The sequence below is a fragment of the Streptosporangium sp. H13245 genome (genome assembly GCF_055690525.1).
Genome location: NZ_JBSZKT010000022.1, coordinates 57,744 through 74,926, shown reverse-complemented (window position 1 = coordinate 74,926; position 17,183 = coordinate 57,744). Strand labels below are relative to the sequence as shown.

At 71.9% G+C, this 17,183-nt stretch carries 15 protein-coding genes and 1 pseudogene; 6 read left to right on the top strand and 10 right to left on the bottom strand.

The window, feature by feature from the left end; translation table 11 throughout:
* Positions 1-85: 85 nt before the first annotated feature.
* Entirely contained in the window at positions 86-1,366 is a 1,281-nt protein-coding gene (locus ACW9TB_RS26075) for an Nramp family divalent metal transporter (RefSeq protein WP_472750688.1), read from the bottom strand.
* Between the two features lie 867 nt (positions 1,367-2,233).
* Here ACW9TB_RS26075 and sigJ point away from each other — a divergent pair.
* Positions 2,234-3,121, top strand: coding sequence for an RNA polymerase sigma factor SigJ (gene sigJ, locus ACW9TB_RS26070; protein WP_472750687.1), 888 nt, complete (start codon positions 2,234-2,236; stop codon positions 3,119-3,121).
* A 251-nt stretch (positions 3,122-3,372) separates the two neighbouring features.
* On the top strand, positions 3,373-3,840 hold the full coding sequence (locus ACW9TB_RS26065; RefSeq protein ID WP_472750686.1) for a hypothetical protein: 468 nt from the start codon (positions 3,373-3,375) through the stop codon (positions 3,838-3,840).
* A 10-nt stretch (positions 3,841-3,850) separates the two neighbouring features.
* On the opposite strand, the gene ACW9TB_RS26060 is transcribed toward ACW9TB_RS26065, so the two are convergent.
* From ACW9TB_RS26060 to ACW9TB_RS26050, 3 genes are all read right to left on the bottom strand, one after another.
* Positions 3,851-4,270 (bottom strand): GNAT family N-acetyltransferase, encoded by a 420-nt coding sequence (locus ACW9TB_RS26060; RefSeq protein ID WP_472750685.1) that lies wholly within the window; start codon positions 4,268-4,270, stop codon positions 3,851-3,853.
* A gap of 33 nt (positions 4,271-4,303) precedes the next feature.
* Positions 4,304-4,774 (bottom strand): hypothetical protein, encoded by a 471-nt coding sequence (locus tag ACW9TB_RS26055; RefSeq protein ID WP_472750684.1) that lies wholly within the window; start codon positions 4,772-4,774, stop codon positions 4,304-4,306.
* Between the two features lie 147 nt (positions 4,775-4,921).
* Complete coding sequence (locus ACW9TB_RS26050) at positions 4,922-5,899, bottom strand: tyrosine-type recombinase/integrase (protein ID WP_472750683.1); 978 nt, start codon at positions 5,897-5,899, stop codon at positions 4,922-4,924.
* Between the two features lie 128 nt (positions 5,900-6,027).
* Here ACW9TB_RS26050 and ACW9TB_RS26045 point away from each other — a divergent pair, with 128 nt between their 5' ends.
* Positions 6,028-6,825 (top strand): GNAT family N-acetyltransferase, encoded by a 798-nt coding sequence (locus ACW9TB_RS26045; protein WP_472750682.1) that lies wholly within the window; start codon positions 6,028-6,030, stop codon positions 6,823-6,825.
* Positions 6,826-7,199: 374 nt separating this feature from the next.
* Positions 7,200-8,303, top strand: coding sequence for a winged helix DNA-binding domain-containing protein (locus ACW9TB_RS26040; protein WP_472750681.1), 1,104 nt, complete (start codon positions 7,200-7,202; stop codon positions 8,301-8,303).
* Positions 8,304-8,571: 268 nt separating this feature from the next.
* Here the strand turns inward: ACW9TB_RS26040 and ACW9TB_RS26035 are convergent, their stop codons facing one another.
* The 3 genes from ACW9TB_RS26035 to ACW9TB_RS26025 form a co-directional block, all read right to left on the bottom strand.
* Entirely contained in the window at positions 8,572-9,138 is a 567-nt protein-coding gene (locus ACW9TB_RS26035; RefSeq protein WP_472750680.1) for a TetR/AcrR family transcriptional regulator, read from the bottom strand.
* A complete protein-coding gene (locus ACW9TB_RS26030) occupies positions 9,131-9,949 on the bottom strand; it encodes an alpha/beta fold hydrolase (protein WP_472750679.1) in 819 nt (272 codons plus the stop codon). Before ACW9TB_RS26030 ends, ACW9TB_RS26035 begins: the two co-directional genes overlap by 8 nt.
* Positions 9,950-10,031: 82 nt before the next feature.
* Complete coding sequence (locus ACW9TB_RS26025; RefSeq protein WP_472750678.1) at positions 10,032-11,030, bottom strand: ketopantoate reductase family protein; 999 nt, start codon at positions 11,028-11,030, stop codon at positions 10,032-10,034.
* A 153-nt stretch (positions 11,031-11,183) separates the two neighbouring features.
* On the opposite strand from ACW9TB_RS26025, the gene ACW9TB_RS26020 reads away from it, so the two are divergent.
* Positions 11,184-11,828, top strand: coding sequence for a LysE family translocator (locus ACW9TB_RS26020; RefSeq protein WP_472750677.1), 645 nt, complete (start codon positions 11,184-11,186; stop codon positions 11,826-11,828).
* 298 nt (positions 11,829-12,126) lie between these two features.
* Here the strand turns inward: ACW9TB_RS26020 and ACW9TB_RS26015 are convergent, their stop codons facing one another.
* The 3 genes and pseudogenes from ACW9TB_RS26015 to ACW9TB_RS26005 form a co-directional block, all read right to left on the bottom strand.
* On the bottom strand, positions 12,127-13,332 hold the full coding sequence (locus ACW9TB_RS26015; protein ID WP_472750727.1) for a cellulase family glycosylhydrolase: 1,206 nt from the start codon (positions 13,330-13,332) through the stop codon (positions 12,127-12,129).
* 51 nt (positions 13,333-13,383) lie between these two features.
* Positions 13,384-13,749, bottom strand: a pseudogene (locus tag ACW9TB_RS26010) (cellulose binding domain-containing protein); the annotation flags it as partial.
* A 287-nt stretch (positions 13,750-14,036) separates the two neighbouring features.
* Entirely contained in the window at positions 14,037-15,263 is a 1,227-nt protein-coding gene (locus tag ACW9TB_RS26005) for a leucine-rich repeat domain-containing protein (protein ID WP_472750676.1), read from the bottom strand.
* A 473-nt stretch (positions 15,264-15,736) separates the two neighbouring features.
* Here ACW9TB_RS26005 and ACW9TB_RS26000 point away from each other — a divergent pair, with 473 nt between their 5' ends.
* Positions 15,737-16,912, top strand: a complete 1,176-nt coding sequence (locus ACW9TB_RS26000) for a UDP-N-acetylglucosamine--N-acetylmuramyl-(pentapeptide) pyrophosphoryl-undecaprenol N-acetylglucosamine transferase (RefSeq protein WP_472750675.1) — start codon at positions 15,737-15,739, stop codon at positions 16,910-16,912.
* The last annotated feature ends 271 nt before the right edge of the window (positions 16,913-17,183 follow it).

The window sequence follows — 17,183 nt, the reverse complement described above, 5'->3', positions numbered from 1 at the left end:
CGGGAACCCCGGGCTCCGCCTCCCGGGAGAACGGTGAGAGCTCTCAGAACAGGTTCGGAGCAGGTTCAGGGCAGGTCAGAACGGGTCAGAACAGGAAGGTCAGCGGGAGGCAGCACCCGAGGGCGGCGACCGCGGCGCCCGCGCAGGCCGCGATCCACGTGGTCAGCGGATCGTTGACCAGGGGACCCATGACCGACCGGTCGCGGCAGAAGTGGACGAGCAGGAACAGCGCGACGGGCACGCCGAGCGAGATGACCACCTGGCTCACGATCAGCAGGCTGGTCAGCGGCACGCCGAGCACCAGGGCGAGAACGGCCGGTGTCATCGTCACGACGCGTCTCAGCTGGATCGGGACCCGGAGGTTCAGGAAGCCCCGCATCACCACGTCTCCCGCCAGGGTGCCCACCCCGCAGGACGAGACCCCCGACGACAGGAGCATGACGGCGAACGCCAGGGCGGCGCCGCCGCCGACCCGGTTCAGCAGCTCCGCGTGGGCGGCGAACAGGTCGCCGGTCCAGGCTCCGCCTGTCGCCGCGCCGAGCCCCGCCCCCAGGGCGATCATCGACACGTTGACGACCGTGGCGATGCCGAGGCCGAGCAGGCAGTCGATCCGCAGCGCCCGCCGGACGAGCGCGGGCCGCCGCCACGCCGCACCGGCCGGCCATCCCCGTCCCTGCACCAGCGCGGAGTGCAGGTAGATGGCGTGCGGCATGACGGTGGCGCCGACGATGCCCATCGCGAGGACCAGCGAGCCGCCGCCGTCCAGACGGGGTACCAGCCCACCGGCCAGCCCGGCGACGGACTGCCCGCCCACCTCGGCGACGTCGTAGACGACCCCCGCCCCGACGAGCAGGAGGCTCGCGGCGCTGACGAGCTCGAACCGCCGCGTCCGGCCGTGCCGCCGCAGCTGCAGCATGAGCAGCGCCACCACGGCGGTGACCACCGCCGACATCGCGGGCGGCATCCCGAAGAGCAGCTGCATCCCGATGGCCGCGCCGACGAACTCGGCCAGGTCGGTGGCGAGTACGACCACCTCGGCCTGGAACCACAGCAGGAGGCCGCCGCGACGGGAGAAACGCTCGCGGCACAGCCGGGGCAGGCTCCTGCCGGTCGCCATGCCGAGCTTCGCCGCCTGGAACTGCACGAGGAGCGCCACGAGGCTGGCCAGCACGACCACCCACACGAGCAGGTAGCCCGACGTCGCCCCGGCGGTCAGGTTGGTGGCCACGTTGCCGGGGTCCACGTAGGCGATCGCCGCGACGAACGCCGGTCCCAGGATCGGGGCCGCCCGCGAACCGCCCGGCCGCGAAAGAGGGCGGGGCGCCGAGGCGGGCGGGGGCAGCGTGAGCGTACCGTCGTCGTTCATTCATGCCTCCGGGCGTGCCGTGCCGTGCCTGCCGTCAGCCGGTGTCCGGCGTGCGTTCGTCGGCGAGCGGGCATCGGGCTTTGCGAGCGCCGCGAGCGCCGCGAGCGCCGCGAATCTCGTGAACGCCGTGAGTCCCGGGGGCTCCGCCTCGGCGGTACGAAGCCGCGCGACGTTCCGTACCCGTGAGTGAATAACCGGGAAGTGTGAATTGGCGGGATATCGCAGCCTCGGTGCCGCAAACCAAGGATTGCTCAGCCAAAGAATGAAGACAAGCAGGTGAGGCCTGGCGGGAGCAAATAAACAGCATGCCTCGGGAATCCATCTCCTATATTCCTGAAAAGCGTATAAATGGCGATGACCTTAAAGTGTGGGTGAGAGGTGATCGCAGAGCCGTTTCGCGATACTTCCGGCCGCGGGGACGATCACCCGTTCCGGCGCAGGTCTTCGACGGCGATCCTCATACGGCCGCATACCGGCACGGGTCGCCGGGCCTTCCCGCGTGGTGGAGGGTGTCCCATGGGCCCGGCGACCCGGCCGCCGACCGGCCGACAATGTGAGACGACGCGTCAACCTCACATTCCGGGGGGTTGTCTCGTCGATCCGGTGAGGGCAGACGCGACCAAGGGAGCCGGTGACACCGTGACCACCCCATCCGAACCGGGAGACGGCCGACCTGACCAGTCCGAGCGGGGGACCGGCCGGTCGGGCCAGCCTGAGCCGGGGGACGGTCGGTTCGGCCAGTCCGAGCCGGGGAGCGGGCCAGGTCAGCCTGGTCAGCTCGGTCAGCCTGGTCAATCCAGTCAGTTCGTTCAGCCTGATCAGTCCGAGCCGGGAGACGGCCGGTTCGATCCGGGGCTGAGCGTGGTCATGAGCGAGCGGCGTCAGCTGATCAATCTCTCCTACCGGCTCCTGGGCTCCCTGGCCGACGCCGAGGACGTCGTGCAGGAGACCTACGCCCGCTGGTACGCCATGTCCCGGCGGCAACAGGAGGCCATCGAGTCGCCCGGCGCCTGGCTGACGACCGTCGCCAGTCGCGTCTGCCTGGACCTGCTCGGCTCGGCCCGTGCCCGACGGGAACGCTACGTGGGCGAGTGGGTCCCCGAGCCGCTGCCCGACCGTACGGAGTGGATCAGCGGGCGGCCGGGTGGCGTCACGGTTGACCCGGCCGACCGGGTCACCCTGGACGAGTCGATCGCCATGGCCTTCCTCGTCGTGCTCGACGCGATGACCCCGGCCGAGCGCGTCGCGTTCATCCTGCACGACGTCTTCCGCCACCCCTTCGCCGAGGTGGCCGAGATCCTCGGCCGTACCCCGGCGGCCTGCCGCCAGCTGGCCTCCTCGGCCCGCCGCCGCATCCGTGCCTCGCGGGACCCCGCGACCCCGGTGGCCCGGCGTGCCGAGATCGTCAGAGCCTTCAAGCAGGCGTGGGAGGCCAAGGACATCGACGCCCTCGTCGGCCTGCTCGATCCCGACGCCACGGGGGTCGCCGACGGCGGCGGCCTGGTCAGTGCCGTGCTCCGCCCGGTCGAGGGCGCCGAGCGGATCGCGCGCTACGCCGTCGACATCGCAGGCAGGGCCCCCGACCTGACGATCCTGGAGCGCGGGGTCAACGGTCAGCCCGGTCTGGTGGCCCAGCTGGGCGGCGTCACCGTGATGGTGATGGCGTTCGACATCGCGGACGACCGAATCAAGCACCTCTGGGCGATACGCAACCCCGAGAAGCTCCGCCCCTGGACGACGGAGCCGCAGCGGTAGGACCCAACCCGGGCACGCGGCCGTCCAAGCCTTCCGGCTGTTTGAGCACTCCGGTCGTCACACGTCACGTCATGGGCGCGGCACGCCCGGCCGGGGCGGGGTGTGAGGTTGACGTGTCGCCTCACATTCCCGGTGGTTGTGTCGTCGGACTTCCGAGGCATCGTCCAGCACGCGGATCGTCGCGGTCCTCACCTCGCCGCCCCGTAGCCGTCAAGGAGTCAGCCATGTCATCCATGTCGCCAAGGTCACCCATGTTGTTGCGTGTCGCGATCACCCTGCAGACCCTGGCCCTCTTCGCCGCGCCGGTCACCGCCGGGCTGTTGCTGTCCTCGCCCGGCGGACGGACACTGCACAGCGTCTCGGCGTACGGGGTGTTCACCGTGGCGGTGTCGCACCTGGTCACCGCGATCCTGCTGTGGCGGCCGGGTGGCGGGTCGCCCAGGCCCATCCTGTACGCGGCCGGGTTCCTGGGGCTCACGCTGGCGCAGATAGCGCTGGGCATCGCGCAGGTGAAGACCCTGCACGTCCCCTTGGGCGTGCTGATGTTCGGCATGAGCGTCCTTCAGCTCAGCCGGGTCTGGGCCGGTCGCACCCAGGTGGCCGCCACGGGCCGGTCGGGTGGCGACGTTCACGCGGCACCCGGGGACCCCGGTCACCCGCGAGCCGGACGCGACGGCGACACGCCCACCGTGACCAGGCGTTCCCGAACGCTCACCTGAGCGAGACGCGTCACTCCAGCCGCTTGACCCAGCGGGACCACTGGGGCTGCGGCGCGTAGCCCGCGGCGCCCCAGGCGTGATGGGCCAGCTCGTTGTCGTGCAGCACCATCGCGTCGGCCCGGAACGCGCCGAACGCCGCGAAGCGCTCCTCGGCCGCCCGGATCAGCGCGGTCCCGACTCCCCGCCTCCGGCGGGCGGGATCCACGGCCAGCCGGTAGAGGTGGGCTCGCCAGCCGTCCCAGCCCGCGAGCAGCGTGCCGACCGTCTCCCCGTCGATCTCCGCGATGAGGACGGCCTCGGGGTCTCGCTCGATCAGCGCGACCACCTTGGCCGGGTCGTCGCGCCTGTCGGTCCCCTCGGCGGCCACCAGCCAGAAGGCCAGCAGCGCCTCGACATCCTCGATCCGCCCGTACCGGATTGTCACGTCCACGGACGGGAAGCTACCAGCCCGCCGGGGCGGCGTTCAGGCAGGGGAGGTCAGGGACGGCACCGGCCGCGGGGGCTCCGCGGCCCTCCCCGACCCCACGGGGATGGCCGAGCGGGGGGTGCGCTCGCGCACGTCCTCGCCGCGGATCGCCATCACGGCGGGCGGGCTGCCCAGGTCGCCGTACCGGGCGGCGACGGCGGCGGTGATCGCCCGGCCCGCGTCGGCGACCGTCTCCTTCGCCGAACCCGGCGGGTGAGCGGCCGACAGATGGCCCAGCAGCGCCGCGAACCGCAACTCCTCGGCCGCCGCGCGGGGGAGCCCGTCGTCGGACGGCGGCAGCGGCCGGTCCAGCCAGAACACCCCGCCGCGCAGGAGCGCGGGATATGTCACCTCGCCCCGCTGGAGCGTGAGCACGGAGTCGACCAGTAACCGCCCGAACTCCTTCAGGTCGGTATCGGGCGGCAGATCGGTCGTGACCAGCAGCGAAACCCTCAGCGCGTCCACCATGAGCGGCTATCCCTCCTTGAGGTGGCTCATAGTAGGGGTCGCCACCGACAGTTACGGCGCGCCCGGTGGAACGTGTCGGGATCGGATCCCGGCCGAGGTGCCGGGGGAGTGCCGCCACCGGTACCCGTACCGGCTTCGCGCCGGTGGTCAGAGCGGCTTGGGCGCGGGGAGGGTGATCCTGTCGACGGCCTCGCGGCGGCGGCGTTCCGGGCGGCGGTCGTAGCGGGCCGTGGTGGCGGGGGAGGAGTGCCCGACGAGGGCCTGCGCGGTGGCCAGGTCCACCCCGGCGTCGAGCAGCTCGCCGATGAAGGTACGCCGGAAGTCGTGCGGGGTGCGCGTCGCGGCCCCCGCCTCGGCCAGGCGCCTGGCCAGGATGTCGGCGACGGCCTGTCCCGTCATGGGGGCGGGGCCGCCGTTCCTGGTCCGCAGGCGGCCGAGCCTGCTGATGGGGCAGAACAGGGCGCCGGAGGGGCGGCCCCGCACGGCCAGCCAGCGTTCCATCCTGGCGAGGGCCTCGGTGGTCAGGTAGACCATCCGCTCCTTGTCGCGCTTGCCGCGTACCCGCAGCGAGCGCGACCCGGGGTCGTAGTCGCCCAGCATGAGCCCGGCGATCTCGGCGCGGCGGCAGCCGGTGGAGTAGAGGGCCGCCAGCAGGGCGGCGTCGCGGGCCCCCGCCGGTGAGTCGTCGCGGTCGCACGCGGCGAGCGCGGCGCCCACCACCTCGGGCGGCACGTGCTGGCCCGCGGGCAGGCGGGTGTGCTCGACCGTCGGCAGGTCGGCGGCGCGCTGGTACTCCTCGGCGGTCATCAGGCCGAGCCGCCAGGCCTCGCGCAGCACCCTGCGCAGCGCGACCAGGTGCTTGTTGACGTACGAGGGAGACCAGCCGCGCTCGGTCATCAGGGCGCGGATGCGCACGGTGTGCTCGTAGCGCAGCAGGTGCCAGGGCTGGCCCGCGCCCGAGGAGACCTCGTCGCCCGAGACGAGCGCGGCGAGCCTGTCGAGGCAGCCGCGCATGGTGCGGCGGGACTCCGCGCTGGTCAGGGAGTCGAGATACACCCGGTAGGGGTCTCGCGCGGGCTCGATGGACGGGCCGGGCGAGGCGGGGACGGCTGGCACGCTCACCATGCAGACCCTACCGGCCACCCGCGAGAATCTACGTTGTAAAGGCACCGGGCCGGGGCGAGATTCTCCGGACCGTGTCTAGGTCCATAACGCCATGTCGGAGGCGATGAGTGTGTGGTTGGCTGTTCGCAATGGACATCTCATCGCGGGCATCCGCCTACCTCAGGGCATATGACGAGCAGCTGCGGGCCAGGCCGATGCCGGGCCGCACTGCCGAGCGGGTCGGGCCGCTGCTGAGGACCGTGTCGAACGGCCACGGTCAGGGTTTCCTGACATATCGGGACCTGGGTGGTCTGGAGGGCGCCGAGCTGGACGCCTTCATCGAGCGCCAGCGAGACTTCTTCACCCGGGTCGGGCGCGAGGTCGAGTGGAAGTACCACGGCTACGACCTGCCCGCCGACCTGCCCGAACGGCTCGCGGCGGCCGGGTTCGAGCCGAGGGAGCGGGAGACGGTGTTCGTCGGCGAGGCCGGTGAGCTGGCCGGTGTCAAGGCGCCGCCCGCCGGGGTACGGCTGCGCGAGGCGGCCGGGCGGGACGACCTGGAGCGCATCCGCGAGCTGGAGGAGACGGTCTGGGACGCCGACCACGGCTGGCTGCCCGGCATGCTGGAGCGCGACCTCGCAGGGCCCGGAGACCCGTGCGCGGTGGTGGTCGCCGAGGCGGACGGGCAGGTGGTGTGCGCGGCGTGGGTGCGTTTCCACGAGGGCACCGACTTCGCCTCGCTCTGGGGCGGCTCGACCCTGAAGGAGTGGCGGGGCAGGGGCGTCTACCGGGCGATGGTGTCGTACCGGGCGGAGCTGGCGGTGGCGCGGGGTTTCCACCTGGTGCAGGTGGACGCCTCCGACGCCAGCCGCCCGATCCTCGCCAGGCTGGGCCTGGAGGCGATCACGACGACGACGCCGTACGTGTGGGTGCCGCCGACTCTCTGATCGCCCAGGGGCTCCGTTGGTGCTCGAATGCCTTCACCGGTTCGACGTGGGCGAGGTGGGCGAAGGGGGCGACGTCGTCCGGCGCCTCCTGGGATCCGGGCGCGTCGGCCGACGGGTGGGTGAGGTGGATCTCGCGTGCGGCGGTGGCGTCGGCGTTCCCCGCCGGGCTGTTCCGGGGACTGGCCGGGAGTTCTGAGGGCCGGGTGCCGGATAGGGATATATGGAACGAATCATTCCGTTCTGATATTCTGGCGCGGATCCGAAGGCGGATCCGACAGTGGATCCGGCCGTGAATCCGAAAAGCGGGCGTCACGATGTCGCCGCCCCCGGCGGCGCGACGTCGAGGCGTCGTGACTCGCCACGAGAGGACACGCATGCCCGAGGTGCTCAGCAGGCGCGCGCTCAACCGGGCCACCCTGGAGCGGCAGCTGCTGCTGGCCCGCGCGGAGCTGCCCGCGCTGGAGGCGGTCCGGCACCTGTACGGCATGCAGGCCCAGGCGCCGAATCCTCCCTACATCGGGCTGTGGACCCGTCTGTCCGGGTTCGCCCACGACGATCTCGCCCGGCTGATCAACGAGCGCCTGGTGGTGCGGCTGTCGCTGATGCGTTCCACCATCCACCTGGTCACCGCCGACGACTGCCTGGCGCTGCGCCCGCTGCTGGGGCCCATGTTGGCGCGGGGCCTGCGCGGGACGGCGCACGGCAGGGGTCTGGCGGAGGTGGACCTGGACGAGCTCGCCGCCGTGGGGCGGAAGCTGGTGGAGGAGCGCCCCCTGACCTTCCGCGAGCTGGGCGCGCTGCTGCGGGAGCGGTGGCCGGAGGCTCCCGTCGCCGACCTGGTCGCCGGGGTACGCAACACGCTGGCGCTGGTCCAGGTCCCGCCGAGGGGGATCTGGGGGGTGGGCGGGCAGGCCGCCCACACCACCGCGGAGGCGTGGCTGGGCCGTTCCCAGGACGAGCGTCCTTCCGCCGAGGAGGCGGTCCGCCGCTACCTCGCCGCCTACGGTCCCGCCACGGTGATGGACGTCCAGCAGTGGTCGGGCATGACCCGGCTGGGCGAGATCGTCCGCGGGATGGACCTGCGGGCCTTCGTGACCGAGGACGGCGCGGAGCTGTTCGACCTGCCGGAGGCCTCGCGCCCCGACCCCGGGACCCCCGCTCCGGTGCGCTACCTGTCGGAGTTCGACAACATGCTGCTGTCGTTCGCCCAGCGGACCAGGACCCGGATCACGGAGGAGGAGTACCGGGGGCGGATCTTCACCATCAACGGCATCATCAAGGCGACGGTGCTGGTCGACGGCTTCGTACGGGGTCTGTGGAGGGTGACGCGGAAGCGGGACGAGGCGGTCCTGGAGGTCGAGCTCTTCGCGCCGGTGAGCGCGGGGGAGCGGGCGGACCTGGAGGCCGAGGGGTCGCGCCTGCTCGACTTCGTCGCCCCGGCGGCGACGTCCCGCGACATCCGCTTCCTCGAAACCTGAGCGTGCCGCTCCCGCGAGGTCCGGACGCGCCGTTCTCGTGAAGTCCGGACGCGTTGTTCCCGCGAAGCCGGGACAGAAGCCGGGACGGGGGTGTCGCTTTCGTGACGGGACAGCGGTGTCGCCTTCGCGAGGGTGAAGGTCCGGTCGCGCTGGTTTCGGTGAAGCCGGAGTCCGGCCGTGTTCGTTGTCGCGAAGCCCCGCCGCTTCGCCGCCCGCGCGGTCCGGTGTATCCGGTGGGCCCGTCGCCCGCGGGGCCGGTGCCGCTCGTTCAGGGGGCGGGTGTCCGGGGCAGGCCCGACACGACCATGGCGATGAGCATCTCGTAGCTGGTGTTCAGGTCCTCCCCCAGGCCGAACCCTCCGGCCGCCTCCACGGAGGCGAAGCCGTGCACGGCCGCGCGGACGCAGCGGGTGGCGTGGATCGCCGAGGCCCCCTCCAGGCCGTAGCCGCGCAGTACGGCGAGGATCACCCCCAGCAGGCGGGTCGCCGTGTCGACCAGGTCGGGATCGATCAGCGGGTTGTCGGGGAAGGCCGCGTAGCGGTGCGGGAAGTCGGCCACGTAGCTCCGCCAGGCGCGCATCAGGGCCGCCATCGCCTCGTCGCGGCTCTGTCCCATGGCCGCCGTGCCGAGCCTCGCCGCCATGTCGTCCATCACGCGCAGGCCGACGAGCTTGCGCAGCTCGGGCAGGCCCCGTACGTGCTTGTAGAGCGAGGGGGCGGCCACTCCCGTGCGGGCGGCCACCGCGGCCAGCGTGAGCGCGCCGGGTCCCTCCTCGTCGATCAGGGCCAGCGCCGCGTCCACCACCGCGCCGGAGGTCAGGCCCGCCCTAGGCACGGGCCGCTCCGGCCAGGAACCCCGTCAGGGCGGTGAAGGTGGCCTCGGGCATCTCGGCGTGCGGGTAGTGACCGGCGCCCTCGATCATCCCGATCTCGGTCGTGGCGGCGTACGGCCTCAGCAGCTCCTCCGCGAGGCGGGCCTCGGCGGCGGGGTCGGGGAAGTCGGGGTCCTTCGATCCCATGACGATCAGGACGGGGCAGGTCATGCGGGGGGCGCAGTCGGTCCAGTGGCCCTCGGAGGGGGCGACCACCCCCGAGACGGCGGCCATCCTGCCGGGCTCACGCAGCGTGGCCCTCAGCTCGCGCAGGTAGCCGGGGAGGTCGGCCGGTTTCGCCGTGGGATAGAGCGAGCGGTAGTACATCCCCCACAGGAGCGGGCTGGCCATGACGAGGTTCTGCGCCAGCCGCAGCATCAGGCCGAGCTGGGGCCGTCCGACGAAGGGCGCCAGCATGACCACGGCGCTCACCTCGCCCTCGGCGGCGGTCGCCGTGGTCCAGGCCACCGCCCCGGCGCTGGAGGAGCTGCCGACCAGGACGGCGGGGCCGCCCAGGTGGCGGACCAGGGCCAGCAGGTCGGCGCCGACCGACTGAGGGCTGTGGTCGGGCCAGCCCGTGCTGGACTCGCCGTGGCCGCGTACGTCGACCGTGGCGACCCGGTAGCCCGCCTCCGCCAGCCTCGGTGCCAGGAACCGGAACACCTTGCGGGTGTCGCCCATGCCGTGCGCGCACACCACCAGCGGCCCGTCCTGCGGCCCGCTGATCTCGTACGCCAGCCGCCCGTCCGTCACGTCCAGGAACTCGGTACCCATCGCGCGTACTCCTTGGCTATTGCTCATAGCTCTAAAGCTAAGCACAGTAGCTTTTTGCGTCAAGGGGCATGACGAGGTGAGTTCAGGGACCGACGAGGTCCAGCAGTTCGGAGACGGGCATGCTTCCCGGGGGCCTGCGCTCGCGGGCGAACGTGTTCGCCACCCGCTGCAGGGTCAGGTTGACCGGTGTCTCGACCCCGTGGAGCCGGCCCAGCAGGACGATCTCCCCGTTGAGGTAGTCGGACTCGATCGACCCCGCGGAGCGGGCCAGGCTCTGCCACGACGACCCGCCGCCCCTCTCCACGCCGTCGATCGGCATCAGCCGCATCAGGTCGCCCCGTGTCCGGGTCTGCTCCTCCTGGCCCGTGTACGCGATCCCGGCGGCGTCGAGCACCGACGCGCCCTCCGCCGTCGCGCGCCGGTGCAGGTCGAGCGCGTCACTCCCGTCCTGGATCGGGCCGCAGATCGCCTCCAGCGCGTTGCCCAGGTTGGCCAGCAGCTTGGCGTACTTCCAGCGCATCACGTCCGGGACGACCGGCGCCAGGAACGTCGACTCCTCCAGGTCGGCCGAGATCTCCTCCACGGTCCGGCCGGTGCCCGACGGGTAGCGCCCGAGGTGCAGGATGCCGGTCTTCGGCGCACCGGGGGCCGCGATCCTTCCCGGTTCCAGGTGCGTCGCCGGTAGCCAGACGCACATCCCGTACACCCGCCGGAAGCGCCGCAGGGCCAGGCGCTCGTTCTCCACCGCGTTCTGCGCGCAGACCAGCGGCAGCGTCTCGCCCGCGGTTCCCCCGCCGGACACCGGGCGCCCGGCCCACGCGTCCAGCGACGCGGAGCTGTCCTGGGTCTTCACCGCCAGGACGAGGACGTCGCCGGGCCGCAGCTCGATCGCCTCCGGCCGGTCGACGGCCGGGATCGGCAGCGTGAACGTGCCGCCGGGCGTCGCGAGCCGCAGCCCGCCGTCGCGCAGCGCCTCGTGGTGCGCGCCGCGCGCCACGAGCACGACGTCGTGCCCGGAGGCGAACAGCCGCCCGCCGATCGCCCCGCCGACGGCCCCGGCGCCGATGATGATGTATCGCATGCACTGATAGATAGCAAAAAATCCGGCTATAGAGGGATTTGTCGGTGTATGGCCGGTGTCGTAACCGGCCCGCCTGGCGTCCCCGGCGCTCCTCCATGCCAATTCCGGAAATTGGCTGTTCTTTTGGCGCGGGAGACCCTCGATGATGGGCCCATGATCTCCATCAGCGCCCTCACCGGCATCGCCGCCGTCGCCCTCGGCCTGGTGCTCACCCCCGGACCCAACATGATCTACCTGGTGTCGCGATCGGTGGCGCAGGGGCGCCTGGCCGGAATGATCTCGCTGGCGGGCGTCGCGGCGGGCTTCCTGGTCTACCTGCTGGCGGCGGTGGCCGGGATCGCCACGATCTTCGCGATGGTGCCCGCCGTCTACGTCGCGATCAAGTTCGCGGGTGCCGCGTACCTGCTGTGGCTGGCCTGGAGGACGATCCGGCCCGGCGCCCAGCCGATCTTCGCGCCCGGCGCCCTTCCCGTGGACCCGCCCAGGCGGCTGTTCTCCATGGGGCTGGTCACCAACCTGCTCAACCCCAAGATCGCCATCCTGTACGTGTCGTTGCTGCCGCAGTTCGTCGATCCCTCGCGCGGTGACGTCGGTACGCAGAGCCTGCTGCTGGGCGTCACCCAGATCGTCGTCGCCCTGTCGGTCAACGCGCTGATCGTGCTGACCGCGGGCTCGGTCGCGACCTTCCTCGGCGGGCGGCCCACCTGGATGCGCGTGCAGCGCTATCTGATGGGCGCCGTGCTCGGCGGGCTCGCCCTCCGCATCGCCACCGACCGCTCGCCCGCCGGAGCCGTGTAGGGAGCCGTTCCGGCTACCGGTGGCTCAGCCGTGGCTGAGGTCGATGACGCAGAACCGGGGGAAAACCGGGGTGGTCGTGCCCGGACGTCCTTTTCGCACCCACGAGTACGGCCGGATGCCGCTCGCCTGTCGTCCGTGAGCCGTGAGCCGCCGGTGCCGGTCGTGCTCGCGGGGAGGTGGTCAGGGTTCTCGACGGCCGGGGCCTGTACCGGCGCTTCACCGGAGCCGCGGAGGAGGGAGACCGGCTCCGCGCCGGTCTCCCTCTGAAATCACTCCGGTTCTTTCCCGTTCCGTGCTGTCAGAAGTCGTCGGCGGTGCGGATCCGGTCACGGATCCAGACGCCGGCCTCCTTCAGCGGCGCGGTGCCGGTCCAGGGGCCGTTCGCGGCGCACGTCCCGGTCTTGAAGACCGCGCCGGAGCGGTTGTCGTCGGAGAAGTTCCAGTTCACCCAGCTGATCTTCTTGCTCGCCATGAGGTCGAGGTAGCGCTGGGACATGGCGAAGTCGTTGGCCTCCTCGCCGGCGTAGTTCTGCGTGCCGAACTCGGTGACGAACATGGGGATGCGGTCGGCCGCGCGGGACAGCGTGTCGAGGTACTCGGTGTCGTGCGAGGCCGCGTAGAAGTGGAAGGTGTACATGATGTTCGAGGCGTTGACCGGGTTGCCCGTCACCTCGGTCTCCGAGGCGCCCTCCGACACCCCGAGCGAGGACCAGGCGCGGGTGCCGACCAGGACGATCCCGTCGGGGTCCTGCGCCCGGATCACCGGGATGATCTGCTCGGCGTAGCTCTTGATGGTGCTCCAGCTCACGCCGCTCGGCTCGTTGGCGACCTCGTAGAGGATGTTCGGCCTGGCGGCGTGCCGCTGGGCGATCTCGGTGAAGAAGGTCCTGGCGCGGGCGAGGTTGTAGTTGGGGTCGCCGGGGGTGAGCATGTGCCAGTCCACGATGACGTACATGCCCTGCGCGCTGACCTGCTCGATGAGCGTGTGCGCGAGGTCGGTGAACATCCGCGGGTTCGTCTCGTAGCCGCCCTCCTGGACGTACGTGGACAGGCGGACGACGTCGGCCTTCCAGTCGGTCGCGAGCGCGGTCAGCGAGGCGGGCGTGACGCACTGCCGGTACCACTGCAGGCCGTGGGTGCTCATGCCGCGCAGCTGGATCTGCTTGCCGTTCTTGTTGCACAGCTTGGTGCCGCAGACCCGCAGCTGGCCGTTGGCCGCGACCGGCGTGCCGCCACCGCCGCCGCCCGCCTGGGTCGTCGCCGTGACGGACGCGCTTCTCGCCGACTCGTTGTTCGCGGCGTCGCGGGCGGTGACGGTGTAGGTGTGGGTGGTCGAGGCGGCCAGGCCCGAGATCGTGGCGGCCGTGCCGGTCACGGTGGCGACCACGGCGGAGCCCTCGTAGACCCGGTAGTCCTTGACCGTGCCGCTGTTGTCGGTCGAGGCGTTCCAGGCCAGGCTGATGGAGGCGGACGTCGTGCCGGTGCCGCGCGGGGAGGACGGCACGCTCGGCGGCGTGGTGTCGCCGGGGTTCTGCCCGCCGCCGCAGGGGGCGCCGTTGAGCGTGCAGTTGACCGGCGAGCCGGAACCGGAGGCGGTGAAGCCGAAGGTGGTGCTCGCCCCGGGGGCCAGGGTGCCGTTGTACTCACGGTTTTTGAAGGTGTAGCGGCTGCCGCTGCTGGTCATCAGGGAGTCCCAGTACGTGCCGAGGCTCGTTCCCGACGGGAGGTCGAAGGAGACCGTCCAGCCGTTCAGCGTGACGGTCCCGGTGTTCTTGACCGTGTACTGGCCGCTGTAGCCGCTGCCCCAATCCTGCGCCTTGGTGAACGTCGCGGTGTCCGCGTGCGCGGCGGACGGGACGAGCAGGGTGAACAGTAACGTCAGCAGCCCGGTCAGCACCAGGGCTGGGGTGGTGCGCCGCATCATCGCTCCTTGCGTGGGGGGTGGACACGTCATGGCGCTTTATTAGGAAAGTTTCCTAACGTGAGACGTGACGTTAGGTGGAGTGGGCCTGTCATGCAAGACCCCGATTCCCTTGCCCGCCTGAGAAAAATTATTCGTTAGGAAGCTTTCCTAACGCTCTTCGTCAGGGCAGGATGGCGTCACGCCCCCGCACACCGCGACCCGGAGGTGGCCGCCATGGAACGTCCGCGCACGCCCCTGCCGCAGCCACCTTCCGCCCCGCTCGTCCCGCTCGCCCTGGTGGCCGGTCAGCCGATCGGGCCGGGACTCTGCCCGATGATCCGCTCTCCGAGCCTGGTGACGAGCTGGGCGCGTACGTAGGAGGGCAGGGAGCAGCCGTGCGCGATGAGGGTGTCGAGCGCGGGCATGTCGAGGAGCACGGCCCAGTCCTGGACGTCGTCGCAGTAGGAGACGTCGAGGTGGCGCAGGTCCTTCAGCGCCTGGAGCGGGGCCAGCGACCGCACGGGCGTGTTCCTGATCGACAGGTGCTCCAGGGTACGGAGACCCTCGATGCCGTCCAGGCCGGTCAGCGGCGTGTGCTCCAGGTCCAGCCGGGTCAGCGAGGTGAGGGCCGAGATGTCCTCGGGGACGCGGTGCAGGCGGCTGCCGGACAGGTCGAGCTCCTCCACCCCGGAGGGCGCGGCCAGGGCCGACAGCAGGAGCGCCGGAGGCGGGAGTATCACCGGCCGGGGCTGGGCGAGCACCGGTGACCGCCCCGCGGCGGCCTCCTGCAGCACCCGCCACCTGTCCACCGGCGCGCCCTGCCCGCCGAGCCGGACGTAGCCCGAGGGCAGCCACGGCGCCAGCCGCTCGGCCACGATGTCGGCGCGGTCACCGGCGCCGATGACCCCGGCCCGCAGCAGGCCGTAGTGCTCGTACGCGTGCTCGGCGGGCACGAACAGGTCCGCCACGATGTCCCCGCCCGCGATGAGGACCCCGTCGTTGCCCGAACAGAAGATCACTCCCGCGGCGATGGTGCCGAGCACCAGGTGGTCCGCGGCGCTGTGGATCGCGCGGGCCCGCAGGTCGCCGGCGACCGCGAGGTAGCCCTCCGAGACGTCGCCGTCGTCGAGGAGCCCCTCCACCGCCAGCCCGCCGATCACGATCAGCGGGGCCTTCACGTCGAGCCCGCCGGGAACGTACGTGTCGCCGAACCAGATCGTGGCCCGGTGCACGATCCACCCCGACTCCGTCCGTTCCGCGCCGTCGGGGAAGACCGAGGGCGTCTCGCCGGGAAACGCCAGCGACCACGCCTGCGCGAACAACAGGCCGTACACGGGAGGCATGATGTGGTGCGGCCACTCCCCGGCCTGGGCCGGTCGGCGTAACCAGGATCCGATCGGATGCAGCTCCTCCGCGAGGTCGCCAAAATAGTCCAGCGCCTCCGCGCCCGCCCCGGCCCGCTGCCGGAGCACCGTCAACGCGTCACCGAGACGCTCCGACGCCCCGGAGAAATGCTCATCCGTCAGATCCATGTCACATACCGTACTCATCGCGACGAATTCCGAAAGCCGTTCGGATGACGCCGCCGGATGGCGGGCGTGTCGGGAAACCACCGGGTGCGACCGCGTGGCGACGAAGGGCAAAGTGGATCTTCACCGGGACCTCGGGTACCGTGCCCGAGGCCCCTGAGCACTCCGGCCCGGCCTGAGAAAACGGGCCGAATGTGAACCTGGACACACAGCGCGCGGACCCGCCCACGGGCCGGGCGTGAACTTGGACACACGGCGCGCGGACCCACCCGGGCACCGGGCGCGAATCTGGACACACGGCGCGCGGGCCCACCCAGGGACCGGGCGTGAATCTGAGCACGAACCGGGCACGGGCGTGAACGCGGACCGAGCACGGACCCGAACATGGACCGGGCGGCGACCGAGTACGGACCCGAGAGGGTGCCGGGCGGGGACCGGGCACGGACCAGCGTGACATCGGAAGGATGGACAGACATATGAAGGCCGGAAATCGCCGGACCCTGCGGTTGCTCGTCACCGGAGGCGGGACCGGTGGGCACACCTACCCCGCGCTGACCACCGTCGCGGCCCTGCGCGACCACGCCGCCGCGCGGGGGCTCGACCTGGACGTGCTCTGGGTCGGTACGGCGGCCGGCCTGGAGGCCCGCGTCGCGGCGGAGCACGGCATCCCGTTCCGCGCCATCACGGCGGGGAAGCTCAGGCGCTCACCCAACCCGCGAGAGCTGGCCACCAACCTCGCGGACATGTTCCGGATCCCGGTCGGCGTGTTCCAGGCCTTCGGCATCGCCGCCCGCTACCGCCCCGACGTGGTGCTGTCGACCGGCGGGTATGTGTGCGTGCCGCTGGGCGTCGCCTCACGGGTGCTGGGCAGGCCGCTGGTCATGCACGAGCAGATCACCTCGCTCGGCCTGGCCAACCGCATCCTGTCGCGCTTCGCCCGGCGGATCGCGCTGACCCACCCCTCCTCGATCGAGCACCTGCCCGCGAGCGTGCGCGACCGGGCCGTCGTCACCGGCAACCCGGTCCGCCCCCACCTGCTGCGCGGCAACGTCGACGCGGGACGGCGCCATTTCGGGCTCGCGGCCGACCTGCCCATGGTCTACGTGACCGGCGGCGCCCAGGGGAGCCGCCAGATCAACACCATGATCGAGGCGATCCTGCCCGCGCTGCTCGGCCGCGCGCAGGTGATCCACCAGTGCGGCCCCGGCTGGATCGCCCAGCTCACCCGTACCGCAGCGGGGCTTCCCGTGGGGTTGCGCGACCGCTACCGCCCGGTTCCGTACGTCGGCGCCGAGCTGGCCGACGTGTTCGCCGCCGCCGACGTCGTGGTCTCCCGCAGCGGGGCGGGGACGGTCGCCGAGCTGACCGCGGTGGGCAAGCCGTCCGTCCTCATCCCCCTGGTGCCCTCCGCCGCCGACGAGCAGCGCCAGAACGCCCGCTACCTCGCCGAGGCGGGCGCCGCCCGCGCGCTCCTGGAGGACGGCCCCACCGCCGACCACCTCCTGGCCGAGCTCGACGCCCTCCTGCGGGACCCGCAGGCCCGCGCCGCGATGGCCGGTGCCGCCGGTGCCCTCGGCCGCGTCGACGCCGCCGACAGCCTGGCCCTGGTGCTCCTGGAGGAGGCGAGGATGGACGACGGCAAGACCGGCTGAGCGTCTCGCGGTGGCCGGAGGTCTCGCGGGGGCCGGAGGGTGGAGCCGCCGCCGGGCACGCGAACCGGACGAAGCACCCCGGGGGCGGGGTGGTCCGTCGGCGGAAGTCTCCCCGGCGTCCGCGCGGAGGCGGTGTCTCATGACCGAAGGTTTACCGGACAGGCGGTGCCGGCCGGGCACCCGCCGGGACGCCGCCTGAGTAATCTGGCGACCGCACGAAGTGAAGTGCGGTGACGCCGAGAACGCCGAGAACACCGCACCGCGAGCATTC